23 protein-coding genes are annotated in these 26,437 nt (G+C 65.8%); 8 read left to right on the top strand and 15 right to left on the bottom strand.

Annotated features, from left to right (window positions below; genetic code table 11):
* Positions 1-126 precede the first annotated feature (126 nt).
* From GBZ48_RS18070 to GBZ48_RS18095, 6 genes are all read right to left on the bottom strand, one after another.
* The gene (locus tag GBZ48_RS18070; protein ID WP_174472262.1) at positions 127-1,146 is read right to left on the bottom strand and encodes a phospholipase D family protein; all 1,020 of its coding nucleotides are present in this window, start codon (positions 1,144-1,146) and stop codon (positions 127-129) included.
* Positions 1,147-1,180: 34 nt separating this feature from the next.
* The gene (locus tag GBZ48_RS18075; protein ID WP_174472263.1) at positions 1,181-2,644 is read right to left on the bottom strand and encodes a DUF6035 family protein; all 1,464 of its coding nucleotides are present in this window, start codon (positions 2,642-2,644) and stop codon (positions 1,181-1,183) included.
* Positions 2,645-2,705: 61 nt separating this feature from the next.
* A complete protein-coding gene (qatD, locus tag GBZ48_RS18080; RefSeq protein WP_174472264.1) occupies positions 2,706-3,473 on the bottom strand; it encodes a Qat anti-phage system TatD family nuclease QatD in 768 nt (255 codons plus the stop codon).
* Positions 3,470-4,801 (bottom strand): Qat anti-phage system QueC-like protein QatC, encoded by a 1,332-nt coding sequence (qatC, locus tag GBZ48_RS36935; RefSeq protein WP_209798466.1) that lies wholly within the window; start codon positions 4,799-4,801, stop codon positions 3,470-3,472. The genes qatD and qatC overlap by 4 nt, the downstream gene beginning before the upstream one ends.
* Entirely contained in the window at positions 4,798-5,565 is a 768-nt protein-coding gene (locus GBZ48_RS18090) for a hypothetical protein (protein ID WP_209798467.1), read from the bottom strand. The genes qatC and GBZ48_RS18090 overlap by 4 nt, the downstream gene beginning before the upstream one ends.
* Positions 5,565-7,373: a KAP family P-loop NTPase fold protein gene (locus GBZ48_RS18095; protein WP_174472266.1), complete on the bottom strand. Its 1,809-nt coding sequence runs from the start codon at positions 7,371-7,373 to the stop codon at positions 5,565-5,567. Before GBZ48_RS18095 ends, GBZ48_RS18090 begins: the two co-directional genes overlap by 1 nt.
* A 455-nt stretch (positions 7,374-7,828) precedes the next feature.
* Between GBZ48_RS18095 and GBZ48_RS18100 the strand changes: the two genes are divergently transcribed.
* The 3 genes from GBZ48_RS18100 (at position 7,829) to GBZ48_RS18110 (ending at position 12,929) form a co-directional block, all read left to right on the top strand.
* Positions 7,829-8,662 (top strand): DNA/RNA non-specific endonuclease, encoded by an 834-nt coding sequence (locus GBZ48_RS18100; RefSeq protein WP_174472267.1) that lies wholly within the window; start codon positions 7,829-7,831, stop codon positions 8,660-8,662.
* A complete protein-coding gene (locus GBZ48_RS18105) occupies positions 8,659-8,907 on the top strand; it encodes a hypothetical protein (RefSeq protein WP_174472268.1) in 249 nt (82 codons plus the stop codon). Before GBZ48_RS18100 ends, GBZ48_RS18105 begins: the two co-directional genes overlap by 4 nt.
* A 1,781-nt stretch (positions 8,908-10,688) precedes the next feature.
* On the top strand, positions 10,689-12,929 hold the full coding sequence (locus tag GBZ48_RS18110) for a hypothetical protein (RefSeq protein ID WP_174472269.1): 2,241 nt from the start codon (positions 10,689-10,691) through the stop codon (positions 12,927-12,929).
* A gap of 105 nt (positions 12,930-13,034) precedes the next feature.
* Here GBZ48_RS18110 and GBZ48_RS18115 read toward each other — a convergent pair whose 3' ends face one another.
* The 6 genes from GBZ48_RS18115 to GBZ48_RS36750 form a co-directional block, all read right to left on the bottom strand.
* Positions 13,035-13,829, bottom strand: coding sequence for a JAB domain-containing protein (locus GBZ48_RS18115; protein ID WP_174472270.1), 795 nt, complete (start codon positions 13,827-13,829; stop codon positions 13,035-13,037).
* A 20-nt stretch (positions 13,830-13,849) separates the two neighbouring features.
* Positions 13,850-15,391 carry an argininosuccinate lyase gene (gene argH / locus GBZ48_RS18120; protein ID WP_174472271.1) on the bottom strand — a complete coding sequence of 514 codons (1,542 nt, stop codon included), beginning with the start codon at positions 15,389-15,391 and terminating at the stop codon, positions 13,850-13,852.
* A gap of 66 nt (positions 15,392-15,457) precedes the next feature.
* Complete coding sequence (locus GBZ48_RS18125) at positions 15,458-16,387, bottom strand: DMT family transporter (RefSeq protein WP_174472272.1); 930 nt, start codon at positions 16,385-16,387, stop codon at positions 15,458-15,460.
* A gap of 27 nt (positions 16,388-16,414) precedes the next feature.
* The gene (locus GBZ48_RS18130; RefSeq protein WP_174472273.1) at positions 16,415-17,641 is read right to left on the bottom strand and encodes an ATP-grasp domain-containing protein; all 1,227 of its coding nucleotides are present in this window, start codon (positions 17,639-17,641) and stop codon (positions 16,415-16,417) included.
* A complete protein-coding gene (locus GBZ48_RS18135) occupies positions 17,641-18,708 on the bottom strand; it encodes a cysteine synthase family protein (RefSeq protein WP_174472274.1) in 1,068 nt (355 codons plus the stop codon). Before GBZ48_RS18135 ends, GBZ48_RS18130 begins: the two co-directional genes overlap by 1 nt.
* Before the next feature lie 7 nt (positions 18,709-18,715).
* On the bottom strand, positions 18,716-19,648 hold the full coding sequence (locus GBZ48_RS36750; RefSeq protein WP_174472275.1) for a GHMP family kinase ATP-binding protein: 933 nt from the start codon (positions 19,646-19,648) through the stop codon (positions 18,716-18,718).
* A 294-nt stretch (positions 19,649-19,942) separates the two neighbouring features.
* Here GBZ48_RS36750 and GBZ48_RS18145 point away from each other — a divergent pair, with 294 nt between their 5' ends.
* The gene (locus tag GBZ48_RS18145; protein WP_174472276.1) at positions 19,943-20,416 is read left to right on the top strand and encodes an Lrp/AsnC family transcriptional regulator; all 474 of its coding nucleotides are present in this window, start codon (positions 19,943-19,945) and stop codon (positions 20,414-20,416) included.
* Positions 20,417-20,429: 13 nt separating this feature from the next.
* On the opposite strand, the gene GBZ48_RS18150 is transcribed toward GBZ48_RS18145, so the two are convergent.
* Positions 20,430-20,897, bottom strand: a complete 468-nt coding sequence (locus tag GBZ48_RS18150; RefSeq protein ID WP_343049582.1) for a thermonuclease family protein — start codon at positions 20,895-20,897, stop codon at positions 20,430-20,432.
* Between the two features lie 152 nt (positions 20,898-21,049).
* Here GBZ48_RS18150 and GBZ48_RS18155 point away from each other — a divergent pair, with 152 nt between their 5' ends.
* On the top strand, positions 21,050-21,265 hold the full coding sequence (locus tag GBZ48_RS18155; protein WP_174472278.1) for a hypothetical protein: 216 nt from the start codon (positions 21,050-21,052) through the stop codon (positions 21,263-21,265).
* A gap of 270 nt (positions 21,266-21,535) precedes the next feature.
* On the opposite strand, the gene GBZ48_RS18160 is transcribed toward GBZ48_RS18155, so the two are convergent.
* Both GBZ48_RS18160 and GBZ48_RS18165 read right to left on the bottom strand, forming a co-directional pair.
* Entirely contained in the window at positions 21,536-22,405 is an 870-nt protein-coding gene (locus GBZ48_RS18160) for an alpha/beta fold hydrolase (RefSeq protein ID WP_174472279.1), read from the bottom strand.
* A 279-nt stretch (positions 22,406-22,684) separates the two neighbouring features.
* Complete coding sequence (locus tag GBZ48_RS18165) at positions 22,685-23,065, bottom strand: tautomerase family protein (RefSeq protein ID WP_109052056.1); 381 nt, start codon at positions 23,063-23,065, stop codon at positions 22,685-22,687.
* A gap of 94 nt (positions 23,066-23,159) precedes the next feature.
* On the opposite strand from GBZ48_RS18165, the gene GBZ48_RS18170 reads away from it, so the two are divergent.
* The 3 genes from GBZ48_RS18170 to GBZ48_RS18180 all read left to right on the top strand — a co-directional run bounded on the left by GBZ48_RS18170 (position 23,160) and on the right by GBZ48_RS18180 (position 26,348).
* Positions 23,160-24,017, top strand: coding sequence for a LysR family transcriptional regulator (locus GBZ48_RS18170; protein ID WP_174472280.1), 858 nt, complete (start codon positions 23,160-23,162; stop codon positions 24,015-24,017).
* Positions 24,018-24,217: 200 nt separating this feature from the next.
* Complete coding sequence (locus tag GBZ48_RS18175; RefSeq protein WP_174472281.1) at positions 24,218-25,147, top strand: HNH endonuclease; 930 nt, start codon at positions 24,218-24,220, stop codon at positions 25,145-25,147.
* Between the two features lie 97 nt (positions 25,148-25,244).
* On the top strand, positions 25,245-26,348 hold the full coding sequence (locus GBZ48_RS18180) for a hypothetical protein (RefSeq protein WP_174472282.1): 1,104 nt from the start codon (positions 25,245-25,247) through the stop codon (positions 26,346-26,348).
* Positions 26,349-26,437: the final 89 nt, after the last annotated feature.

Consider the following 26,437-nt stretch of genomic DNA (forward strand, 5'->3'; position numbering starts at 1 on the left):
GGTCATGGCGGGCGTGAACTCCGGTGATCCGTGGTGAGACTGCTTCAGCACCAGAATCATACACGAATTCAGTGGATTAGCCTTGCGCCCGCCGCCCCTTGCGCCAGCCCTGATGAATTATTCGGGCTAGGCGTCGATGATTTGCATGGCCTCCGGCAGACAAAGGACGCGCCCATCAGGGTAAGCTTCCGCTTCATCGCCGTTGAGGAAGTGATGAACATGACTGCACACCTCGTCCTTTTCGATAGCGGTTAGTTTGAAGGCTCCAAGCCCTGGCAGCGAGATCTTTGGAGAGCGGAACGCTATGTGCAGGACATCGCCGTTCGCCTGCTGGATTTTGATTAGCCTGCTCCCGATTTCCGCGCAGCCGACAACTCGCGGCTTGTCTGGATTGCGTGCGTTTACATCAACGATCCAATCTTCATCATCAAATTCCCCTTCCCATCCCTGGTAACCCCAGGCGCCTTGAATGCGTCTGTCATCGATCGTTTCAACTGTTTTCTTCGGAGGAGCCTTCTTGAAGGCGTTTAGGGTTTGCCGAGACTGGGCATCTAGACCATGGCGGTAAACCACCAGCTTGACCTTGTTCCAGCGCGGGTCGCTGGGCACTTCCCGATAGGCTGCCAGCAAGCTCCGGCGCGACACCGCCTGGAGCGGAGGGCGCAACTTGACGCGCGCGTCCCACCGCTCTTGGGCAATCGCGAGGTCGTCGGAGGTTATCGTCTTGGCTTCTTTCCACATGGCTTTGAGGTGCGCCTTGATGTCGCTGAGAACGCCGTCGTCGTCCGTAAGCAGGTTTCCTTCAAGCCATCCTTTGAGACCTGCCCCTTCCACGACCAAGCCATTGGTGGAGGCGTTAGAGGACCCCACAACGGCGCCGCCGGGCGTCCAGTAGATCTTCGCGTGGAGCCGCGGGTGAATCTTTACCTCTGCGCGGCACATGAGCGCCCTGACCTCATCGGGATTGCACGCGCCGCTGTCCATGTTGCAGATAACCTTAAGGTGCTCCTTCATCCCCGCCTTGATGCCAAGCGCTTTCATCGCGCCCTTGCCCCAGAAAGCGACAGCAAAGCATGCTTCGTCAGCATCGTTGAGCAGATCTTCGACAGCGCCTGGAACCTGTTCCTCGGTCAAAAAACGCAGCATTCCTTCTTCTCGCTCGTGAGAGTGGTGAACTCGTTCAGGCTGAGCCCGTGGGATGCGCGTTATGCGCGCGAAGGCGTTCCAGTGCGGCCTGGGAAGGCCAGGGCTGCTTGATGGCCGCCGCGGCCTCAGGGAACAGTGTGGCCAGCACCTCGTCCAACTGGCGCACCGGCGCGCTGCCGGGCGCCCCCCGGAACGCCTCTCGCATGTTGCGGCGGACCTTGCTAACGGCGTTTGGTCGTCCGTCCAGGGCATCCCGGCGGCCGTAGGCGCGGGCCACCGCGACCACCGCGTGGGTGGCCCAGCGCGGGTCCTCCAACAGGTTCATCACCACCGCGGCCAAATTCATTCCGCCATAGCCTCGGCCGTCGCGGAGGGCGTAGAGCAGCGGCAGGACGCTGGAGCAACCCAGGTTCCGGGTCGCCGCGTCCCAGGAGACCGTGCAGCCGACGGCGCTGGCCAGTGCCGCCCAGGCAGGCCCGGCGAAGCGATCGTACATCTCGTGGTCGAACCCGCGGTTCGGCAGGCTCCAGCGGCGGCGGTCCGCCTCGACGCCCCAGATGTTCGCGACGCCATCGGCCAGCGCGGCGACGCGCCGGGCCTCGGCCGCCTTGCGCTCCTCCGCGGCGGCCAGACGTCGGGCCTCGGGGTCTTCCAGGTAGGGCAGCCCGCTCTCTGGGTCCCAGATTAGCTCGTCCACGTCGACGAACCGCTCCCGCCACGCCCGCCCAGGCTTCCCCCAGGAATTGAGGACGTGCTCCCACCACCAGAGCCGGAATTGCAGCCTGCCGGTGCTGAGCGACTGCTCGACCGCCTCCGGGTCGAGCGACAGGGCGTTGGAGCGGTTGAAGTGGTAGATGTCCTGCGCGCTCAGATGATCGCGGACCTTCTCGAACTCCCAGAACACCCAGGCGAGCCGGATGCCCTGGTCCTGGTAGAAGGTTTCCCGCCCCTGGATGGTCCGCAGGTAGGTCCGGGCCAACTGGATCTCGAAGACGACGGGGACTCCGTGCAGACGCCGGTAGACGTCCGGTCTGCGGCGTTCCCCGTTGGCGGCCGTCACCCAATGCTCCTTGTAGGGATCGTAGTTCGCCACGTCGGGCGGGGAGAACCGGGGGTCGACGGAGGTCATGTGTAAGAGGAAGCGCTTCACCTCCCGGTGGCGGGCGCCCTCACCTTTCCCGCCGAAGCGCAGCGTGTCGAGTTCGGCGAGGTCGAAGCCGTCGTCCTGGTGCCACGGGCAGTTGGCTGGCGCCCCGGAGAAATGGCGGAAGTGGCGCAGCCCCGTCAGGTGGTGCCGGGACGGGTAGGCCGGGTGCCCGCATGCCGCACAAGCCCATTCGGAGGCGCCGGAGTTCCGGGCCGTGGTGGCGCGGCGCCGGGCGCGGACGAACTCGTCGTCGGGCATGGCGTCCAGCCAGCCGTCGTCGGTCCGCCTGCGCTCGCCGGTCGGGACGTGGAGGATCTCGTGGATGAGGCGGGTGAAGTGATGTTGGGCCATGGTTTTACCTGGGGAAGCGTTTGGCAACATCAGCTGGCACCGAGGGTAGCCCCGCCATCACTCATACCTTGGCTATTGGACCTCCGACCGGCGACGAGGCCAGTCTGCGGAACGCGCCGAGGATGATGGCGGCGGCCTCGTCGACACCGACGCTCCAACTGGTCGCCAGCGCCGTGCAGGCGGGGGCAACCTCGCCAGGGGCAAGTGGTCTGCCATCTATCGCGGCGAACGGCCCGTCCGTTTCAGTCAGCACGCGGTCTCGGGGCATGGCCGCAAGCAGGTCGCGTCCGCGCTTGCCCGTTACCATGGCCGGGCCGACCGAGAACCAGCAACCCATGGCGACGGCGCGCTGGAGCTCGGCCTTGGTGCCAGAGAACCAGTGCAGCACTGGGACACCGGCGTCGGGGTAGCGGGCCAGCACGTCCAGGACCTCGGTGGCGGCGCGGCGGCTGTGGAGAGACAAGATACGCCCGCCCGCACGGGCCGAGGCGGCCAGGACGTGGTCGAGGACGCTGATCTGCTCCCGCCAGTGCGGTTTGCACTCTGGACTGCCGTCCAAACCAATCTCGCCCACATAACGAGTCTCGGGCAGCAGGGCGTCAAACAGCGGCAACTCTCCGATGCGCTCGTGGGCGATCTGCGGGTGCAAGCCAAGCGCCGTCCGGATGCGGTCATGGCCCTTAGCGAGCGCCATCGTGCCGCGCCACGCCTTGGGCGTCGTCGTCACCGAGAGGATGTAGGCTCCAGACTCCGCGCAGCGGCGGGCGACGCCAGCGGGGTCCGGGTAAAGGTCGAGGTGGCAGTGGAGGTCGACTGCGGGGGCACTCACGGGATCAGGCCGAGGCTGTTCAGATAGTCCTCAACCTCTGCCATGCCGCGCTGGGCGACGTCCAGCAGCGCCTGCCGTTCGGCCATGTCCGTCGGCAGCGGGCCGGTGCGCCCCACCCAGCGTGCGACGTCGGTCGTCGGAAGCCGCCCAGCGGCCAGCACCAGCGCCATCAAATCGTCGGCCGCCTCCTCTCGAGGCAGGACAGCCGCGAGATCCCGGTTGGTCGGCTCGTAGGGTGTCGGGTCTCGCATCCCGGCGGCATGGAAGGAGGCGCGCCGAATGAGGCAGGGGACACACTTGCCGCACTGTTTGCCCGTCCGCTTCCACTTGCCGCAGGAGACGGTCTCCCGCGCGATCCGCACCAACGTCGCCTGGTCGGCGCATCCTCGGAGCATCTCACCCTTTGTTTTCTTGGCGTAGGGGTTGGTGATCCGGACCGGCAGGCCGAGCTCGTCAAACAGGCGCTGCACCAAGCCAAGAAAGTGGGGGTGCGTGGTACGGGTGCTCAACGCGCCGATGCGCCGGGCTGTTAGCGGCGGGTTCAGCGCGATGAGGCCGTTCTCCGGCACGATGAGGTCGACCGGCTCCGGCACGAGCTCACGTTGGGCGAGGGTAGCAGCCACCAGCGCTCCGAAGGCGAGGAAGTTGAAGCTCCGCGTGCGCATCTGCACGTCGTTCGGGTAGCCGAGCCTGGACTCTGGGTATGCGTTCGCGGCGAACCGGGATACCTTGATGGGCAGGCTCCCCCAGACCGATTCCTGCTTTTCGGCGTCGCCGCGGTATGAGTGACTGACCAGGATCGGCTTGCGCCCGTCGGCGAGCAGGTCGAGGACACCAATAGCGCTGTCGAGTCCGCCGGAGAATAGACAAACGCCGTCGTGCCCATGGAGGCGGATACGAGCGCCTCGGCGCTGGGGCGCGGGGCGTTGCGGTCCATCGGGAAGGAATTCCAAGGTCCACAGGTCGCCGCTAAGGAAATGGAGCGCTTCCTCGAGAAGCGGCCGTAGCGGATGCCAGGGAGTCGGGTTGGCGAGCGGGATTCGCAGGCGGAGATTCCGGGTCCAGCCATCAGCAGCCTCCTTCTGACCATCGGGTGTCTCACGGCTAGCGAAGGTATCCGCGGCGGTCACCGCCATGGCGACGGTCAAGAGATCGTGGGCGCGCTCCGGGACAGGAACGCCGAGGCGGCGTACGGTCGAGCGGACAGGACCGCCGATGGAGCCGGTCCGGCGGCGGAGTGGCGCCGCGCCGTACATGAGCACCGGGATAGTCCCGGGGCCACCTTGGGGGAGGCGCTGGCCATCATGGTGAAAGATGAAGTCGGTCACTTCTCGTACGCCTCCCATTCGGCCCAGATGTCCTTGATGGCGCGCAACTGGGCGCCCCGCACCATTCGGCCGTTCAGCGTACGGACGTTACCGGTGAGCAGTGGCGCCATGTGCTTGTCGGCGGCAGCACGGATGAGGCCCCGCATTGCCTTCTCGGCCCTGTCGTACTGAGCGGGGTCCGTCGCCTTCGCGAAGGCATCGTTGGAGTCTAGGACTACCTGCTCGTAGATGCACTCGGCCAAGTAGGCGATCATCATATCCGCGATGATGTCATCGGTGATGTTGTTGAAGTCGAAGTCTGCCTGTCCTTCCAGGGCTTCGGACAGGGCGTCGTTTAGCGCGACCCTGATGCGGTCGGCGTCGCCGTTAAGTGGGACCAGTGCATTCACCAGCAGATCAATGGCGACCTGGGTTGGGCGCCCTTCCAACATGCCGAGGTCGATGTCAGGAATGCCCGGATCCTGGCCGTCCCGGAGCGCGGCCATCGCATCGAACAGGGCGCCACCGGCGCTGGCCATCGCACCGAATCGGCGAGAGCCGACGCTCCCGCCGCCGGTGGCCTTACGGGCGTAGCTGCCCAACGCCGTCCGAAGTCGTTCACCATCGCTACCACCGCCAGAAACGAACTTGCCCAGGTGGGTGCGGAACTCCCGGAATCGCTGCCCCTCCGACTCGGGAAGTGGTGCATTCGGCTCGCTGTCGGCCCAGGGCGGCACTAGGGGCGAATTGCCCCCCGGCCCGCTGCTTGATGACGACGTTCCCATCACTTCACCTCCCCGGCCTTGAACCACGACTTTTCGCGAACGTATTGGCCGAGCCAGGGCGGCGGCCCCTGCGGGTTGGTGAGTTTGATGAAGGCGACGAGATCCGCGGCAGCCTCGGTCGACCGATCTGCCAGAATGAGGGCTCCATGGAACCCCGTCGGCGAGTTGAGCCAGTCTCCGTGGGGGCGGAAGGTCTCGATCATTGCCTTCATCACGGCGGCACGCTCGGACTCGGCGATGGAATTGGCGGCGGCGATCGCCGACTTGGACGACATCTTTGTGGTGCGGAGCAGCACCCTCAGTCCCTCGGTGGCCGTGGCCGACAGCCCACCTTTCAGGCTGCGCAGCGGGATGGTCTCGCGGCTCAGGTAGACGAGCGGCCGCAGGTTGATGCCCGCCAGGGGCGGGTCGAGCGCCAGCCATTCGCGGACGAAGCTCAGGATTTTCGCGTTCGGCTTCCACTCCTTCGGGCAGGCCTCGTCGAACGCTCGCTCGTCGTCGAGGTGTAGCGCCAGCTTCGCTAGCACCTCGGGCTTGCCGTCGGGAGCGGCGTTGATCTCTCTGTACAAGTAGGTCGCGGCGGTGGAGTCGGTGCAGCGCTCGAACAGCGCCAGCTTGGCGACGAGCGCCTCGTCGACCGGCATCTTGCGACGTTCAGCGATCTTCGCGCGCATGCGCACAACGTTCAGCATGCGCTTGACGATGCGCGGGTTGCCGCGGACTTGGTCCGAGTTTACCAGCATCGGCGCCATGCGATCGGCGATGCCGAAGCCGCGCGCGAGGTCGGCTGAGGCTTGGCCGAGCAGGGCAAGCGCGTCCTCCGTACTGATCGGCTCATCCTCCCAGGCTCTGCGCAGGTTGTCCTCAAGCCGGATACGCAGGGCCTCGAGCTGTTCGGGAGGCACGCCGGGATCCGCCGACGCGAACAGCAGAAACAGATAGGCACGGATCTCCTGCACGCCGAGCGCCGGGACGCGCACCGGCACCTGGATCAGCTTGTCAAGGTAGTCAGTAACGTGCCGGTCGCCGGGATCGTTGAAGAACGTGGAAACCGAGTGTCGGACCATGTCCTCGTCGGCGGCGACGACGAAGGCGGTGTGGTCCATGAACAGGAATAGGCGCAGGGCCTCCAGCGTGTGGATGGTCTGCGGCGGTAGGCAGCGGTCAAGGTTGTCGACGAAAACCACCAAGGTCTTCCCGATGCCGCGAAGGACCTCCTCGAACTCCCTGTGGAAGGCGGCGATCTCCTTGGGTGGTGTCCTCTTTTTCTCAGGCTCCAGCAGGCCCTTGCCGCGCTCCTTGGCCTTCTTTCCGGCCTCCTGCGCCGCTTCGATGTCCTCCGCGTCACCTTCCCCCGAGATAAGGTTGTCGACGGCGTCGAATCCCTTGCTCAGCCAGCCCATAGTCGGCACGCCGTGGGCGAGCGCAACGGCCTCGGCAGCCAGCCCGAATGCGCGCATCTTGTTCACGCGCCCAAGAAGGCTCCTTGCTTTAACGACCAGGCCCTCGTCGTCCTTGGCCGCTTTCAGGAGCGTGGTGGCGATGACCTCCATCAGCGCCGCGCGGGCATCGTCGAATCCCTGGTAGAGCCAAGCGTCGAAGCGGACGACGATGAACTGCCCTTTCCGGTCCTCGGTGGAGAGCCCGGTGTCGATCAGGTTCAGCAGCGTGGACTTACCGGTGCCCCAGGTGCCGAACACGCCGACTGACACCGGCCGCATGGTCGGGGATCCGACTACGTCCACCACCAAGTCCGCGACCTCAGAGAAATTTAAAAAGTCCTGCCTCGCGTCAACGTCTGCCCACATCCCTGCCCATCTCCACTCGCTTTCCGATGGCAACACCGGCACACAGCCGATCTAAAGGATAGCGAAATCTCTACCAAAGGTCGATCAAATGCAAAAAGACCAGAGTTTGCCAGCTAGGTTGCAAAGCCTCTGAGATACCGGCCTGCTTGACGGTGGGCAGTGTGCTTCATAGGTATCAATCGAACCACCCAACGACCTCGTCCAACGAGGCGTTCACGAGCAGGAGGCGGTCACCTTGGATAGCTAAGGTCCGCCTCCGACATATTTGTTGCGCCCTGGGTGACCTTCTGTGAGGAGATCGGCGAGGACCATCGGGCGATGCGCCTTGCGTGCCCGTCGTCGTGCTCCACGATGGTGACATCCGTCCGCAAGCTGTCGTAGCTTTGGCCTGCCCTGGGACTGGAGAAAACATGCCTCGCGGACCACGTGCCGTTGCCCAATGGGCGGCCGCCCACATGCTTCCGGCTCTTCTGCTGCTCGGCTTTCCGGTGGTTGCCGTTGCCGCCTCGACTGCTTGCCCTGACCATTACGCCGGGGCTGTGGCGCCGGACCTGATCAACCCGAAGCTGGCTGCCAAGACGCGGGAGCTCTGCTACTCGGCGTTCGCCGTTCTGCATTCCGGCGTGACGCGCACCCCGCTCTATGCGGTCGAGCACCTGACCCGGGACAGCGTCGCGGCCGCCAAGGGCCTCCAGCGTCCGGAAGCCAGCGCATTCCATGCCGAACCCAGGCTGCCGCCGGACGAGCGCTCCGAATTGGCCGACTTCAAGCGCTCCGGCTATGATAGGGGGCACATGGCGCCGAACGGCGACATGCCGACCCCGAAGGCCCAGCAGGAGAGCTTCACCCTTGCCAACATGATCCCCCAGGTCGGCGAGAGCAACCGTGGGATCTGGAGCGCAATTGAAGGGGCAACCCGGCATCTCGCCAACACCCGCGGCGAGGTCTACGTCGTGACCGGTCCGGTGTTCCAGGGTACCAACCTCCAACGCATCGGCGGCCGGGTTCTCGTGCCGACGCACGTCTTCAAGGCCATCTACGATCCGCGCCGCCGGGAGGCTGCCGCCTATCTCGTGCCCAACGCGCCAGGGAACGATTACCAGCGCATCCCCATTGCACAGCTGGAAGAGGTCACCGGCATCTCGGTCTTCCCGGGCATCCCGGCCGCGGCCAGGTCGACGGTGTTGGCTCTTCCGGAACCCCAGGCGCCGGGGCGGGGACGGAAGAAGGATGAGCCCGGTTTCTCTGAACGCGACGTCCTGAAGTTCCTGAAGGGGTTGGTGCAATGATCAAGCCGTATGCCGATGACGCCGGAACCATGAAGATCGGGGACATCGAGGTCGAGAACGGCACCGACCGGGTGGCGCTCTATGGGTCGATCGATCTCACGCGCGACAAGCAGGGACTGGAGCATGCCCGCAGGCTCCGCGACCTGCTGGCCGCCGTCGTGCAATCCCTGGAGGCTGAGGCCGATCTTCCCGACCAGCTTCCTCCGCCGAAGCCGACGGATACGGTTGATAATCCGTTTCAGTGATCGGTGAACCGGGAAAGGGCATGCGGGGAGTACCGGCGGCCTCGGCATCGCTGCGGGTCTTGATCTGCGGATTGGATGCGCCGGGGACAGGGTGAGCAACGGCGTCATTCATGGTCCGGAAGTGCCGCTCGATCTTGCCCCTGAATTCCGGCACCTCGCCGGGCCGCCCATCACCGCGCAGGTGACGCTCAGGAAGCTCAAAGGGGCTGGCCGACGGCAACGAGACCAAACCGGCTCTTCGCCGTCGACCGGCTGCGCGTGCGGATCGAGCAGTTCGTCCGCGAGCTCTACGCCAAGGATCTCGGCAAACTGGCTCCGGCCGCCTACGAAAGCGCTCGGCCCACCGACCTGCCGAAGCTGTTCCGCACCAACCCCGGCACACCACACCGAGGTCGGGGATGTAGCGCGGACGAAGGCCAGCATCCTGACGCACCTGAACCGCATCGAAGGCTTGATGAGGAGGCATGGGCTGTAGGGTGTGAGGGAAAGCTCGCGCCGCGTATCGCACCGGCAAAGTGTGTCTCCCTCAGCATCCTATGCTCCACGCAGCCCTCCCATTGTTCAGGTCGGCTGGATGCGTTGGCGGCGGTCGACACCAAAACAGGCCAGTCCTCACCGTTTCTGACCTGGCGTCGGAGCGTGTCCGCGTCACTGGCGGAAAGCTGCTCGACGAAATCCTGGTCCTCATCACTCAAGGCGACGCCAGCGAAGTCGAGTTCTTCCCGCAGCATTTCGATGGCGTGCTCGGAGTGCCCGCGTTCCGCGCCTTGAGTCACGGTGCTATCGAACATGTCCTTCAGCAACTCACTTCTGTCGATTTCTACTTGCATGCCGAAATTCCTCATTCTCTGTACCAAGTCGCCTGAAATGGCACGGAGGGAAACCACGATCGCAAAATGGACCAGGAGGTTGCGCGCCTCCTGGCGGTCGGACGCAGTCCTTCGTTCAATGCTCCGGAGAACGTCGCCCCAAGGCTTATCATGGTGGTCCGGCACGCATTGCAGACCGAGGATCTGTTCCTTGTGTCGTTTGCTTTTCCGGGTCACCCAAGAACCTGACCACGGGATCGGCGTCGATCCCGACGGCCGCCATGGCCGGGCCGAAAGCTCCACGACCGGCATAGGCGCTCCGCCAGGAGTTTCCGAACGTCCCCGGCTCCATCGGGCACGGCTACGACCACCCTGCGTGCAGGTGGTACCCATGACGAATGGCGCGCGTAGGCGTGATTGCTCACGCCGAAACCAAGCGTGTGTCTCGAATCAGCCTACTGATACGAGAATTTGTGTTCATATTTTTCGATTATCTGTTCCATTCTTTCCGTCTAATGTAGGCGGATATGACGGCATGGCGAAGTCTGGGACCGGCTTCCATGATGACGCGCTGCGCGGGCATCAGCCTCCGCATGCAGGTAATGCGGGGGGAGGTACCCGGGGAGCCTCCTCTCCTAGTCCCGGACTTGGCGCTTGGGGCACCCCATCAAGGGGCTTGCTCTGCGGTGCCGAAGGCAGGTTCGGCATGGCTGATTTGCCGAAGGCCGCCGCCGAAGTCCCGGATGGTGCCGACGAGGCCTTCCCGCAAGGAACCATGGGCCCCGCCTGGCAGTCCGGGCGGCGGTGACGGGACGGCGCTGAACACCATTACGTGCCCTCTGTGACGGGTCCGTCGATGCGCCCGGTGACGAATCGTCGCCGTCCACTCGGCCATGAAGCCATTCGGCGGCTTGGAACGCGCTCCGGCGAGGTGGGCAACCGCAACCTGGACTGGGGACGGAGGAGGGGATCATGGCGGGCATTCAGAGGATGCGAGGCACGTCCGGGGGGCCGCCGCGGGGGTTCCTGTGGTGGATGGCGCGCCGTTGGGACGCGGTGCAGGACCTTTGGTGGACGTTGAAGCCAGTCCGCTTCAGCCTGCTCACTGTGATCGTGGGAATCCTGGCGCTTATCGCGTCCGGGCAGGGACGCGAGGTGCTCCTGGCCACGGCCGAGGGCGATTGGCTCGATAGCGCGATGCTGTTCGTCGCCGTGCTCATCTGGGCGACCTTCGCCTGGTTCTGGGCACGCGTGGCGCTCCAGATCGACGCCCGGGCCAAGCCCGTGCACACGGACGATTCCGCGGAGCAAATCACTGGCGCCTGTCGGCTTCACGCATTGGAAAAGGCGGTGCCTCGACTGCTGGGTGTCTCCGCCTTCGTCCTTTTGGCGATTGCTTACGCCATTGTCCTCTGGCTCGATGGCGAAGCTGTTACGCCGAAAACCAGGATCCGTCTCTGGGCCCTCATGGCTGTTTTCGCCATCGGTGCCGCCGCGTTCCATTGGGCCATCCGGGTGCGCCGCGAAGTGCTGCCGAAGCGGCGGCCAGGAATGCGGCTGGTGGAACGCTTGTTCGCCGTCGAGCCGGACGCCACCCGGGACTACGGTGGCTTCCTGGCGCTGCCGTCCAACGCGAGGCTCTATCTCGGGCTGACCATCGCAGCGGCGATCCTAGCTTTCACGGCGGCCACCTTGTGGCCGGTGGGGATGGCGCGCGCGGTCGGCCCGGGGTTCATCCTGATCGTTGCGGCTGCGACGCTCATACCTTTCGGCACGCCACTGGTTTCCCTTTCCAGGAACAGGGACCTGCCGATTCTGACCGTCATCGCCTTGCTTGTCGTGCTCTTCAGCCTGTGGAACAACAACCACGAGGTCCGCCTCCTCGATCGCGAGCCTGCCCCCCGCAGGAACATCCAGTTCGCGTTTGAGGCCCAGTGGGCTCAGGGCAGGCCTATTCCTGCGGAAGGGCAACGCAGCCCCGTCCTCATCGTGGCGACCGCCGGTGGCGCCAGCCGCGCGGCCTACTTGACGGCGACGGTTCTGGGGATGATGCAGGACGAGAACCCGGCGTTCGCGCGGCAGGTCTTCGCCATCAGCGGTGTTTCCGGCGGCTCCCTGGGGGCGGCCGTGTTCCAGGCACTGGTCGCCGCTTCGCCGGATGGCAGCCCCATGTGCCAAGGCCCCGACCGTCAGGAGAGTGGGTTCGCACGGTGCGCGCAATTGATCCTCCAGCAGGACTTCCTTGGCCCGACGCTCGCCGGTCTGCTCTACCCGGACCTCGTCCAGCGATTCCTGCCGTTCCCCGTGCTGCCGGACCGCGCCGCGGCGATCGAACGGGCCTGGGAGGATGCCTGGGTCCGGGTGATGGGCTCCAAGGCACCAGTCCGGCTTACCGACGCCTTCACGGAGATCCGCGGGAGGCCGGAGGCGCTGCTCACGTCGGCCAACTGGATGCCGCTGCTGTTTCTGAACGGCACCTCGGTGGCGACCGGGAGCCGGATCATCGCCTCGCAAGCGCAATTCGAAGGGCACGAACTCCCGGACTCCCTGGACATGATGGGACTCTTGCCGCGGGATGTCCGGCTTAGCACGGCGGTCGACATGAGCACCCGGTTTCCCTATGTCGAGCCCGCCGGTGTGCTGCCTGGTGCCAAAGGCGAACCGTGGGACCGCATTGTCGATGGCGGGTACTTCGAGAACTTCGGGGCGACCACCGCCTTCGACATCCTTCGGACTCTACGCTCCGGCGTGAAGGAGTTCGACCACCGCTACCGGCCGATCGTCGTTCAGATCAGCAACGATTCCGGCTACCAAGGCGTGGACTCCGAGGAGGAGCGGTGGCGGCGCATAAAGAAGGGCGACAACCGCGATGCGCCGGAGAACTATCTCCATGAGACGAAGGACCCGCTGCTAGCATTCGCGGAGACCCGGGGGGCGCGCGGCCGATACGCGGTGAAGGCGCTCGAGCGCACCCTCGTGGAGACCAAGGTGCGCCTCAGGACAAATGAGGCGCAATCGGAACCACTCGGCGTCTTCATCGAGTTTCGCATCTTCAACCAGGCCAAGGAGCAGTCGGGAGAGATCGCCGCCAAGGACCCGCCGCTGGGATGGCGTTTGTCCCAGGCGGCTCGCATCGCCATCGACAGGCAGGCCCTGGGTGCCGATGGGAACAACGCCGAGAGCTTCGCCAAGCTGAGGGCGGCGATGCATTGAAGGGACGGAAGGTACTGAGCCGCGAAGTGAATGCATCTGGACCTGCTTCCAGGCGGTCGGGGCAGGAGGCGTCGCGGTGGATGTCCCAACGTCCGCCACCGATGCCTAGCCAAGGGCGCCTTCGGGCGACGCCGTGGCACCGTCCCGTTCCGCCGCGACGAGGCGGGCCAGCCGCTTCACGACAGGCTCGCCCAGCAGGGTGACATAGGAGCGCCTGCCGATGAGCAGGTACTCGACCAATTCAACCCCGAGCAAGCTCCCGGCTTTCTGGATGTCCGCGCAGGAAACCCTGACGCTGGCCGGGCTCGGTGGTTCATCGCTGGGGCAGCTGTGGACGATCACCAAACCACTGGCGTCCATGGTGAGCGCACGGCCCATGATTTCCCGGACATACAAGGCGACGTCACCAACTGACCCGGTCCGGTGGAGTTCATCGGCAATCAACTGGCGCTGGCGGTCGAGGAACAGCAGGCGCAGCGTCTGGACCGCCGAGCAGGCGGCACGAAGGCGAGCGTAGGTGACCAGATCCTCGTGAGAGGACAGGAGCGGGCGTTGCTCCAGCGTAGGGCGCACCAACCGTGCCGCCAGTTCGATGACGGCCCGGAAGCGGAGGGCAGCATGATCGTCCCACGGCATGCCGCCAGGCAGCTTTCCCGCTGATGCCGCCGCAATCGCCGTCTCCAGCGAACCATGTCCGGCCAACAGGCGCAGGGCCAGGAGATCGCCATCGGCTTCCGGGGCTGCCATCGCGAGCAAAGAGGACAGCAGGGTTTCGTCCGGCATCCCCTCCAGGCTGCCGCCGATCTTCGGGTCCCTCATCACTGGGAACGGCCGGGGAATGTCGGCGGCTGCCAGTCTCCCGGTCTTCGCCCGGGGCGAGGCCTTGGCCGTGCTTGGCATGGTCGACCTCTCATTCCCGCTTACGCTTGGCCGGAGCGGCCGCGGCCCGTCCGGTCGAGGACGGCGATGCCGAGGACGCCGTCGACCGCTCCACGCAGCGACCGGCGTGCCTGACGCCAGCGCCGCCGCTGCTCCACCAGCGCGCCACGGCGGCTGCGAAGCGAGTCCCGCACCCGTTCGATCTCGCTGGCGGTGGATTCGCGCCCGGGGCCGCCGCCATGCTCCTGTGCAGCGGCGATGTCGACCGGCCGCAGCACGGGCGACCGGGTGCCGCGGAACCACTCGGGCCGGGCCTCGCGCGCGGCGGTCTCCAGATCGACCACCCCCTGGACCATCATCGAGCGGATGATGTCCCCGACCTCATGGTGGGCGCGGCGGAAGGGTATGCCATGCTCTCGGACCAGCCAGTCGGCCAGCGCGGTGGCGTTGGTCTGGCCGGACACCGCCCTGAGGCGCATGGCTCCCTGATTCGGCTCCGCCCCGGCCACGATCAGCCGGACCAGCGTCAGCGCATCCAGCATTCCCGAGGCCGCCGACCATACCGGCTTGACGCCCTCGGTGCCGACGGCGATGGAGTTGGAGAAGGGGGTAGCGTGCATCGCCATCGCTGCCGACGTCAGCGCTCCCATCGGCGCTGCCGCCAGACCCTTGACGTGCTCCAGCATGTAGACGTTGCGCTTTTGCGGCATCATCGAACTGGTGCCGACCAGATCGTCGGCCACCGTCAGGAAGCCGAACTCGCCGGTGGTCCACAGCTGGAGGTCATGAGCAAGGCGGCTGAGCGTTACGCCGAGGATGCCCAGCGCCGCCAGCAGGCGCAGGACGGCGTCGCGCGAGGCCACGGCGTCGATAGAGTGCGTCCAGGGGCCCGAGAAGCCGAGGAGGGCGGCCGTCCGTCGAGTGTCGATGGGAAGCCCCGTGCCTCCCACAGCACCGGCGCCGAGCGGGCAGCGGTCGAGATCGGCCAGCACGGCGTGCAAGGATTCGGCGTCGCGGTCCAGCGCTGCGGCGACCCCGGCGTAATAATGGGCCAGCGTCACCGGCTGGGCTGGCTGGTAGTGGGTGTAGATTGGGAACACGGCGTCGGTGCAGGCCTCTGCCCGGCGCAGGAGCGTGGCCTGGAGACGGGTCAGGCCGGTCAGCAGGTCGGCGACGACGTTGCGCAACCGCAGGCGCAGCACGGTGGCGCCCAGATCGTTGCGCGAGCGCGCCGTCTGGAGGACGCCGCCGATCTCCTCGCCGAGGTCGGCGATGAGATAGGTCTCGTAGAGCAGGTAGACGCCGCGCGGGGCCGACCGGCCGCGCAGGACGGCGAAACCCGACCCTTCCATCTCGTCGATGCGCCGGAGCAGGGGGGAGACCTGCGCCACCGGCAGCAGGCCGGTCTCAGCCATCATCACCAGGTGCGCCCGGTCGACCTGGGTGATCCAGGGCAGGTCGCGGTCGATGGCGTCGTCGGCGACGTCGCCGAACAGGATGGACTGGGCCGTCGGGTTGAGCGTCCCGGCCACCCGGCCGGTGTCGCCGAGGTGGGCCAGGATCTGGGCGTTGCTGATCACCATGAGGGTGGCTCCCGGTGAGAAGGGGTTTCTAGTGTATGGCTGGTCGGAACGTGGCTGGTCGCCGGGTCAGCGGCTGGAGGTCCGGCGGGCCAGCGTGATGCCGACCAGCGCCAGCGCACCGCCGAGCCACTGGAGCGGCCCCAGGGCCTCGCCGAATAGCATCCAGGCCAGCGCCGCCGCCGCGACTGGCTGGATGAGCAGGCCGATGGACGAAAAGGTGACCGGAAGGTGTGCCAGCGCATGGGTGATGAGGCCTTGGCCGATGACATGGCAGGCGACGCCCAGCGCCAGCACCACGGCCCAGCCCCAAGCGGTTGCGGGCAGCAGCGGGCCGCCCTCAATCCAGGCGGCCACCGCCAGCACCAGGGCGGCCGCAGCGCTCGATCCCGCCATGATGACGCTGGTCGAGTGGCTGGCCCGCAGGCGTTTCACCGCCATCAGGTAGACGGCGTAGAAGGCGGCGGTGCTGACTGCGATGGCGTCACCCTGCCATTGCCCCTCCGCCCCGCTTCCCACCGACGCGAACAGCCCGTCGCCGATCAGCAGCGCCATGCCCGACAGCGACACCGCCAGGGCGACGATCAGGCCGAGGCCGATCCGCTCGCCGAACAGCAGCCAGCCGAGCAGGGCGACGAAGACCGGTGCGCAGTTGTTGAACAGCGTCGCCTTGGCCACCGAGGTCATCGTGATGCTGAGATGCCAAAGTGCCAAATCCCCCGCCAGCATCAGCCCGGCCATCCCCATCAGCGCCATGTCGGCGGCGGTGACGCGCGCGCTGGCAGCCTGAGGCGCCTTCCGTTCGGCAAGCATGCCGAGCCAGAAGAAGGGCAGCGCGATGACCAGCCGGTAGAAGGCGGTGGCGATCGGTTCGAGTTCGCTGACCCGCACCAGGATGGGGGCGAGCGCAATGGCGAGCGCGCCCGCCAGCAGGGAGAGCAGCGCCGGGTTCGCCCCGGCTCGCGACGGTCCGGCGGCCGCAATAGAGGTTGAGGACATGGAAGGGGGCTCCTGCTGCTGTTCCGGTCAGGCGACGGTGGCAAGGGTTCCGGTGCCGTCGGCCGCGACACGGAAGCGGATGGCGCAGCGCGCCAGTTCGGCGGCGGCCACGGCTGCCTCCAGGGTGGGGGCGCTGGTGAGCGCGTGGCCGAGACGGTCCTGGAAATCGCCGCGGCGGGCTATTAGCAGCGGGGATGCGCGGTAAAGCCGCAGGTCGCGCAGGAAGGGCGCACCCCGTGCCGCCTCCAGACCCTCGGTGGCGAACCACAGTCCGTCGTCGGGGGGCGTGAGGAAGCGGATCGCCGCGTGCTCCTGCCGGATCGGCGTCACCACCGGCGTCCGGCCGACGGCCAGTTCGACGGTCGCCCGGATGAGGTCGATGCCGGTGGCCTGGCGGACGAGCTCCGGGATGAATCCTCCGGCCAGCCGCGGGTTGACCTCCATCAAATGCGGGCCGTCCTCGCCAAGGCGAAGCTCGACATGCAGCGGCCCCCAGGTGAGGCCGAGTGCTCGCGTTGCGGCCAGCGCGAAGCCCGCGATCCGATCTGCCACTGTCGAGGCGAGAGGGGCCGGGAAATCGTGGCCCATCTCAACGAAGTGCGGCAGGGCACCTAGGTGCTTGCGGGTCACGCCGATGACCGTGTCGTGGAAGATTTCCACCGAATACTCGTCGCCCCGGACGACCTCCTCGACCAGCAGTGCGCCACAGGTCGGGTCGGCGAGCAGCGATCTGGCGTGAGCGGCCACCTCGGCCATCGTTGCGCAGAGCCGGACGCCGACACTGCCCGATCCGGCCACCGGTTTCAGGACGACCGGCAATCCGATGCCGATGGCGGCCTGGACGGCATCGGCGGCGTCGGTGACCTCGGCATGGCGCACGCGGTCGATACCGGCTTCGTCCAGGCGGCGGCGCTGGGTCGCCTTGTTGCGGCAGGCGGCCACTGCGTCGGCATCCGGCCCCGGCAGGCCGAGTTCGGCGGCCAGGCGGGCGGCGGTGGCGATGAAATACTCCGAACTGGAGGTGATCCCGGCCAGCCCCTCGCTGTGCGCCAGCTGGCGCACCAGCGAGCGCAGGACGGTCAGGTCGGCGGTATTGGCCTCGATGCTTCGGACGGCGTCCTCGGCGACATAGGGATAGCGGCCGGGCTGGTGGCTGATCAGCACCGGCTCGAAGCCGAGGGCACGGGCGGTTTGGGCGAACAGGCGGCCGGTGCCGGACGTGTTGCTCTCGATGAACAGCAGGAGGCGCGGCATTATGCGGCCTCCGCAAGGTCGCGCGCCGCCGGGTTGGCCGCCGCCAGCACCTCGTCCAGCGTCTGGCGGTCCCAGCGGTAGCTGCTCCAGCTGGGCCGGACGTCGCTGGGATGCGCCACCGGCTGCGGGGCCTCGGGCAGCACGCCGGTCCAGCCCGGCAGCGCTGCGAGCCAGTCGTCGTTGTAGATGGTGGCGACGTAGCGGTGGCCTTCGTCCGGGAACAGCGTCACCACCTTGCGGTCGGGATGGGTGCGCGCCCACCAGTCGGCCACCAGGTAGGCCGCCCCGCTGGTGCCGCCCTGATAGAGCGCGTGGTGCTGATGCAGGCGGCGGGTGGCCAGGAACGCCTCGGCGGCACCCACCCAGTGGATCTCGTCGAACTGGCGGTGGTCGACGTTCGGCGGCACCAGGCTGTTGCCGAGGCCGCGCAGCAGACGCTTGCCGTCGGGCTGGCCGAAGACGACGCTGTTGGGGGTATCGACGCCGATGACGTGAAGGTCTGGGTTGAGGTGGCGCAGGAAGCGGGCGATGCCCGACATCGAGCCGCCGGAACCGACGGTGCCGACGAGGCAGTCGACATGACCGAGGCGTTCGGCGATCTGCTCGGCCACCTCGGCGTAGGCACGCGGGTTGTCGGCGTTGCCGTATTGCGAGGGGCAGAAGCTGCCCGGGTTGGCCTCCAGCGCGGCGCGCAGCCGGTCGAGGCGAGCGGTCTGGAAGCCGCCGATTTCGTAGGGCTTCTCGACGATCTCCAGGGTGACACCCAGTTCGAGCAGGCGCTTGTGCAGGTGCTCGTCGATGGCCGGGTCGCTGACCAGGATGAGCTTGTAGCCGCGCACCGCTGCCAGCATGGCGAGCGCCAGTCCGAAAGTCCCCGACGTCGTCTCGCAGATGGTGCCGCCGGGCTTCAGGCGGCCGTCGGCTGCCGCACGGTCCAGCATGTGCCGGGCCGGGAGCAGCTTCATCAGGAAGAAGGCGGCGCCATGCAGGTTGTCCGTCAGCCGCACCAATCGGGGGAGTTCATAGTCGGGAAAGCCACGGGACTCGCGGGACAGGGGCTGGGACATCGTCATCTCAAGCGACATGGCGGACCTCGACGGCATCGGTGCGGAAATGGAGGGCGGGGGGCAGGCCGATGGTGTCGAGGCGGGAGGTCGCCTCGGCAACCCGCCGGGCCGTGGCCGGGTTGCGGGGGTCGAAGAGCAGGCCGACGACGGTGCCGCTGTGGGCGACCTGGATGCCCAGCGCCCCGGCGGAGGCCGCGATGGCGTTGATCTCCTCGAAGGCGGGCTTGGGCAGGTGGCGCTGGGAGATGCGGGCGCTGGCTGTGGCGACCCGGCCGAGCAGAGCCGCGTCGCCGGTGCGGATCGCCCGCCGTAGCATTCCGCGCAGTGGCCGGAAGGCCTGGACCTCCCAGTCGTCGTAGTCGGCTGGAGGTTGCTTCACGGTGTCCACGCCGGTGCCGGGAGCCGTGTTGACGCTGAGGACCTCCAGTGGCGGCAGGGCAGGGCCGAGATGCTCCAGCACAATGCCCTCGCGCTGGGCGAAGAGGATGGCGAGGTCGCCGTGCATGATGCTGTCACTCGCCGTCTCCGCTCGAACCGCCAGCCGGGCGACCTCGTCGGCGGCGAGGGCCGCGCCGTGGGCGTGGGCGACGGCGCGGATCGCGGCCACGACGTCAGCGGTCGAGGACCCCATGCCGAGGCCGACCGGGATAGTGCTCTCCACCGTCAGGTGGCCGCCCTGGTCATGCAGGCCCAGGCTGTCCAGCGTCAGCCGCGCGGCCTCGGCCGCCTTCAGCTTGTCGTCCGGGACGGTGACCAGATTTCCCGGCGCCGGGCGGAAGACGGCGGTGGATGAAACGATGTTGCACGGGAGCGTGACGAGACCGCGGTGCAGACGTCCTGCGTCGTCCGGGAAGATTCCCTGGAGGATCTCGCCGTGATGGCCGTTGACTTGGCCGAAACCGTGCTCTTTTCGCTGATTTCCCCTGGTGCCAAGGCGCACGGAGGCAAACCGAGAGATCACATCTCCGGGCATTCGAAACCTCTTCGCTGAATGGGTCAGTTTCTATTGTTGGTGTTTAGGTGAGTGTCCCCGGCCTAACGGGGATAATTAGCTACTATTGGGAAGATGTTTGCGCCGCAGCGCAGTTCATTGCGTCGTGATGAGCAGACTGTAGCGCCATCTGGGCGGTATGAAATTTCTAATTCTGCCACTTGGTTTGTCACGATGGAAAAATTGACGACGCAGTGCGCGACACTCATAAGTGTGAAATCGCCTTAAACGAGCAGTTGCCCCATGCCTAACATCGAACTCGACCAGATCGACCGGAAGATCATCAATCTGCTTCAAGGGGACAGCCAGATCACCAACCTGGAACTCGCCGACGCGGTTGCCGTGTCTCCGCCGACCTGTCTGCGTCGGGTCCGCCGGTTACGCGAGGCCGGGGTCATCGCCAAAGATGTCTCGATCGTCGACCCCAGCAAGCTCGGCAGCCACATCCAGCTGATCGTGACCGTCGAGCTCAAGGGCGACGACCGGGTGCTGATGGATGCGTTCGAGAAGACCATCCACACCCAGGATTGCGTGATGCAGTGCTACTTGGTCACCGGATCGACCGACTATGTCCTGATGGTCTGCGTCAGGAACATGAGCGAGTTCGAGAAATTCGCCCGGGCGACGCTCTACACCAACCCATTGATCAAGCGGTTCATCACTCTCACGGTCATCAGCCGGGTCAAGTACGAGACCAGGATCCCGATCGACGTCTGATCGGGCGCTGGCCTCACCGGTACTTCCACATCCCCACCCGTTCGGTCCGAGCGGCCTGTTCCTGGAGTTCGTAGAACCCCGCGCTCTCGGCCCGGTCGTCCGTCGCCCATCCCGAGGTGATCATCAGGTGGCCGAGGTCGGCGCCGTCGACCGAGCATTGGGCGCTGACCAACTTGTCCGGGCTGCCGTCCTTGACGATGCAGATGACCTCGTCCTTGCCGATCAGCGCCTCGAGCAGACGGCGGGACACCCTAGCGCACGGCTCCCCTTGGCCATTTCCATAGCATAGGGCATCGGCCTCTGGTGCCCGGACGCCCCAGAGATGGATTTCTCGCCCCTGCACTTCGATCCGATCTCCGGCGATCACGGAGACCTCCGCGGCCATCGCTGTATGACCGACAAAAGGCATCAGCAGGGCCGCCAGAGCAATTCGGTGAAATCCGCGTAGCGCTGCGGCTGGCTGGGGCATGCGCCTACTCATGAGGGAACGGCGATGGCCTTATGCTACCGAACGGCCATGCTCTCGTCATGCGGGAATTTTTCCCCTTCCCACCAAGCGCCCGCCGAAAGGTCGCTTGCTTGGCTGCCGGGATCTGTCCATTTTCCAGGCGTTTAATATAGCGAGGTCTGCTGGTGTTCGTCGTGAGCAAGGAGATGGCGGAAGCCGTGCAGCAGGCTTTCTACGAGCAGGGCGAATGGCCCGCCGTGGCAGAACTGCGCCGTCATGTCCACATCGCCGACAATGCCAGCGCCTTGCAGGCAGTCAGGGCCATCGCCTCTTGGCGCACCCTTCCCGCCGAGCCACCGGCGCGGCACCATGAGGCGAAGGACGACCGGGCAGACACTTAAACCAGCTATCGTGTCAAAGCCCCCTCGGCAGGCAGCACGGTGGGTCTGCTTGATAGGTTGAGCGAATATACCTGTATGCATTCGGCCTAAATGCGCTCATGGACGCGGATTTTCGCCGTTTGTGCCGGTAATGTGCGCCAAAGCCACGCAGTTTCGACCGCTTCGGCACGTTCCATCGGACTCCCAGGCGCTTTATCCGACGTCAAGCGTGCCGGAGTGCCCTATTCGTGGTTCTTCGAGGCGTATTCGTCTGCTGCTTGGGCCTGTCTCTCATCTTTCACTCTCAGTCGTCAGGAACGCCAAGAGCTCCCGAGCAAGCTCCTCCGGCGCCTCCTCGGCCATATGGTGCCCGCAGTCCAGGCCTCGACCACGCAGATCTGGCGCCCACGGCCGCCAGACCGAGAGGACATCGCCATAGAGCGCTTCGAGGTCATCGCGCAGCGACCATAGGGCGAGCGTCGGGCAGGCGAGGGTCCGCCCCGCCCGCCGGTCCGCCTCGTCATGGTCCCGGTCTATGCCGAGGCCAGCGCGGTAGTCCTCCATCATGCCGTGGATCGTGTCCGGGTCGTGGATTGCCGCCCGGTAGTCGACATAGGCCTCGGCACCCATCATGTCAGACGAGCCGCCGTACCAAGCGTCCGGATCGGTCAGGATCGCCCGCTCCGGCTTATCCGGCTGGCCGTAGAAGAACCAATGCCACCAGGCCTGGGCGAAGCGGGCATTGCAACGTCCCAGGGCCTCTGCGATGGGAACGCCGTCCAGCACCGCCAAATGCGTGATCGCCTGGGGATGGTCCATCGCCGTGCGGAAGGCCGTGTAGGAACCCCGGTCATGCCCGACGATGGCGAAGCGGTCGAAGCAGAGGCGGTGCATCAGTGCGACGCAGTCACGGGCCTTGGCTCGCTTGGACGACCCTTCATGATCCGGCGTATCGGCGGGTTTCGACGACTGCCCGAAGCCGCGAAGGTCCGGGCAGACGACGGTGTGATGCGCAGCGAGCAGCGGGGCGACGCGGTGCCAGGTGGCGTGGGTACGGGGATGCCCATGGAGAAGCAATACCGGCGGGCCATTCCCGCCATGGCGCACACGTAAGGTAGCCTCCGGCAGATCCACCATCTCAAGACGGAAGCCTTCGAACATCGACGTCTCCGGCGGAAAACGGTGTGGGGAAAAGGATGCCGTTTCCCAGAACAAGCACCAAGCTGGCCCGTTCCGGCTCGGGACTGGCTCGCGAGCAGCCTCGAGTGTGGAGGCCAACCTGGGCTTGATGGCCTCGACCGATGGCACTTCTCACCGCCTACGGCAGCCGCCCGACGTTTGGCCACCTCGGGCAGGATTAGCCACCGCTACCGGCAGGGATGCGGCCGTCTTCGAAGCGCTCGATTTTATCAGCCTTGTGATGGGAATAGGTTCGCTGCTTCAAGCATATTGCGCGACGCCGTTCCCGAGCGACCAATTCTCCTTTGCCACTTCGACGATGTTCACGAAGACATCCTGTGGCCGGATGCCGGGGTCCTCGCCGAGCAGTTCCATAATCCGCTGGAACAGCGCCTTCTTCTGCTCCACGGTCCGAGTGTTGTTCGCGGTGATCTGGATATAAACGAGATCGTCGCCTCGGTTGACCCCAAGATAAGATGCGCTGTAACGGAAGTTCGTAGCATTATGCTCAGTGATGGTCATGAACTGATCGTCTTCTGGCACGTTGAAGGTCTCGTGCATGGCGCGGTACAAACCATCGAAGATTGCCTGCCGATACGCTTCCGATTTTCCGGCGCACAGTGAGATGTGAACGAGTGGCATTGTAAGTCCTTTCCGCTATGTCCGCCTTGACAATAGCCATGGGTCAGTCATTTTCATATGCTATGAGTTTCAATATCTGAGATAACGTTTTGAAATGATTGGGCCGCCTCTCGACCTTGATGCGGTGCGGGCTTTCGTACGCATCGCCGAACTGGAGAGCTTCACTCGCGCGGCAGAGGCCACCGGGACGACGCAGGCCGCGGTTAGCTTGAAGCTGAAGCGCCTCGAAGAGCGGCTCGGCTGCCGCCTGTTCGAGCGGACGCCGCGTTATGTTCAGCTGTCGGCACGCGGCGCCGCCTTCTTGGATCATGCCCGCGACTTGTTGGAGGCGAATGATCGTGCGCTTGCCTCGCTGACGCGGGGGCGCCAGCGCATCGCCATCGGCATCAGCGACCATGTGGCGGGACCGGAGCTCCCCGCGCTGATCGCCCGGATGAACGCACAGGATCCGCAGTTGGTGATCGAGATCCGGATTGGATCATCGGGTGACCTGCTCCAGAGCTTCGACCGACGGGAGCTCGACACGGTGATCGTCCGCTTGCATGCGGAGCGCAACGACGGGGAGCTCATTACCGAGGAGCAGTTCGGCTGGTTCGCGGCACCAAGCTGGCAGCATCGAGCGGACGAACCGCTGCCGATCGCCACCATGGCCGAACCTTGTGGAGTGCGGGCGTTGGCGGGGGAGCTCCTCGACGCCGCAGGCATGCCGTGGACGGAGATTTTCGTCGGCGGCGGCGTGACCGCTGTGGCGGCAGCCGTGATGGCCGGTCTCGGCATCGCGGCATTGTCGCCGCGCATGGTACCGTTCGGCGCCGTCGACGTCGGCCCGCGGCTGGGGCTTCCGGCCTTGCCGCGCCTGCCCGTGATCCTGCACACCAGGGTCAGAGATGGACAACCGCGTGCCGCGCTCGCTGCCCTGTCGGCAGCCTTCAAGAGCGCTGTTCGAGGCTAATGGGCTCCTTCAGCAGCGCACGTTCCGTTGAAAAGGCCAGCCAAGCGTTCGGTCATACGGTCAGCCATGGGCTGCGATACATCGCTGATGTGGGAGCGGTTCACATCCGATGCGGGAGCCCTCTCGAGAGAGTACAATCCGCCTGTACGGCGGCGAGGAAGCTGCTACCCTTCGACGTCTGAAATGACGCCCATGGACCGATGAACGATCCCGACGCCTCTATCCGGCTCGCCGCCTTCGAGCGCCTGAGGCTGTTGGTGCAGCTGCATGGCGGTTCGTTGCCATGGAGCGTGGTCAACGAGGGCTTCGTCCACGAGGGTGCGCGAATTCATTTCGCTACGAAGGCCGAGGGAATCTTCAAACCGGCTTCGATGACAGGCGTGCTGAGCGTTACAACGGTGGTCCCGCGCGCCGGGCGGCGGGCCTGGTACCATGACCAGCTTGAATCCGAAGCCAAGCTGGCGATGGCGGCGGATGGGTTGTCCTATGCCTTCAACGGCACCGATCCCGACAGCAGGCAAAACAGGCTTCTTCGCGACGCCAGGGACAGGCAACTGCCGATCATCTACTTCTTTGGCGTCGCCCCAGCGATATACGAGCCGATCTTCCCGGCTTACGTCGTGGAGTGGGATCCGAAGGCCCTGTCGGTGAAGCTCGCCCCGAAGCCTCTCGCAGACACCGTCACCCTCTGGACGCCGCCAAATCCGGACGAGCGCCGGTATGCTCTGAGGCAAGTCAAGCAGCGGCTGCACCAGTCGGCGTTCCGGGAGCGCGTGGTGGCGGCCTATGGCGGCCGGTGTGCGCTGACCGGGTTGCCTGAGGTGCGATTGGTGGATGCTGCCCACATCATCCCCGACGGCGACGTCGAGCGTGGGCAGCCCGACATCCGCAATGGCATCTGCATGAGCAGGCTGCATCACGCTGCATACGACGCGGATTTAATCAGTATTGACCCCGACCATCGCATCCACATCTCCGAACGCCTGCTCGAGCAGCATGACGGACCGATGCTGGAGCTCGGCCTGAAGGCACTGAAAGGACAGCTGATCCGGATGCCGCGCGAGGACCTAATGAAGCCCGACCCTGACCGGCTTGCGGTCCGCTTCGAGCGGTTCAGGAAGGCAGCCTAACCATGACATCTGCCCGCCAGCGTTCCACGGCGATCGTCCAGTGAATCGGTTTCCATCCTCAGTTCCCGCCAACCCAGATGGCCGCTCGCAAATGGGCTTGGCGGCCACGGCCCGGCTGGCGCGTCGAATGATGGTCGCCGGGCTTTCGGTCGCCATAGTCGTGACGCCGTTTACCGTCTCGCTGACCGATACCGTTCCGACCGATGCCGATGTAAGGGACGCTCTCATCACCATGCTGAAGCAGGTCGCTCCCAAGGAGCGCCTCGAGCAGCAGATCGTGTCGGCGTTGGACCGTGACGCACCCGAGGAGGCTGAAGACTATCTCGACGTCGCCGAACTCCTCCAGGTGCCGGTCGACCCCGCGCTGCGCACCCGTTTCGCGGACGAGAACTCGGGCCTGCGGGCTGCGGAAAGGAACATCCGGCGGGCCGCGATGGGGTTCGTGACCGGCGAAGGGGAGGGGACTGTCGGAATGGCTGCCGCGATCGCCTCGGATTTCACGGTGGTCGGCGACATTCGCGACCTGACAGAGCAGGCCTCGCGCATTGTGCGGAACGAGCCGGTCGATGATTTAGTGCTGGGGCTGTCGATAGCTGGGGTGTCGATGTCAGCGGCGACCGCGGTGACGGCGGGAGGTGCCCTGCCAATCAAGACGGGCATCTCCCTGGCCAAGCTGGCAAGGAAGACCGGCAAGCTGACCGCCCGGTTCCAGGATGAGCTTTCCTGGATCGTCGCCCGCGCGGTCAACACCTCGGCGTTTCGGCAATCGGTGGCTGGGATCCCCTGGTACCGGGTCGACGATCTGGCGAGAGCCGCCCGCAGCCACGCCGCCCGTGTCGACACGAGGGAGGTCCAGGGCGTACTTGCGTCGGTAACCCAGGTCAGCAAGGTGACATCGCCTTCCAAGACGCTTGCCATCCTGCGCCATGTCGACAACGTCAAGGAACTGCAAGATGCAGAGCGTGCGGCAAAAGCCCTGGGAAAGCCGGTAAGCGGTGCATTCCGCCTTGCCGGGAAGCGTGTGTTTTCGGCGATGGCTCATATAGTGAAGTTCACCGCAAAGCTGATATTGGCCCTGATCGCCGCCATCCTCGGCGCGATGTCGTTCCTGATCGGCCTCTTCATCAAGGTGAGATCGGCGATGCGCCTATGGCGGGGGTTCCGCTCGAGGCTGTCTTCGGCGAGGGCCAAGGCGGCATGATTCGGCAACTGCTTTCCGTCGGCCGAGGCGAGCTGGATGGTCCCGCGTCTCGGCAATGGTGTCGAGGCGGCTCCTATCTTCCCTGCCAG

The organism is Azospirillum melinis (assembly GCF_013340935.1).
Classification (GTDB): Bacteria; Pseudomonadota; Alphaproteobacteria; order Azospirillales; family Azospirillaceae; genus Azospirillum; species Azospirillum melinis.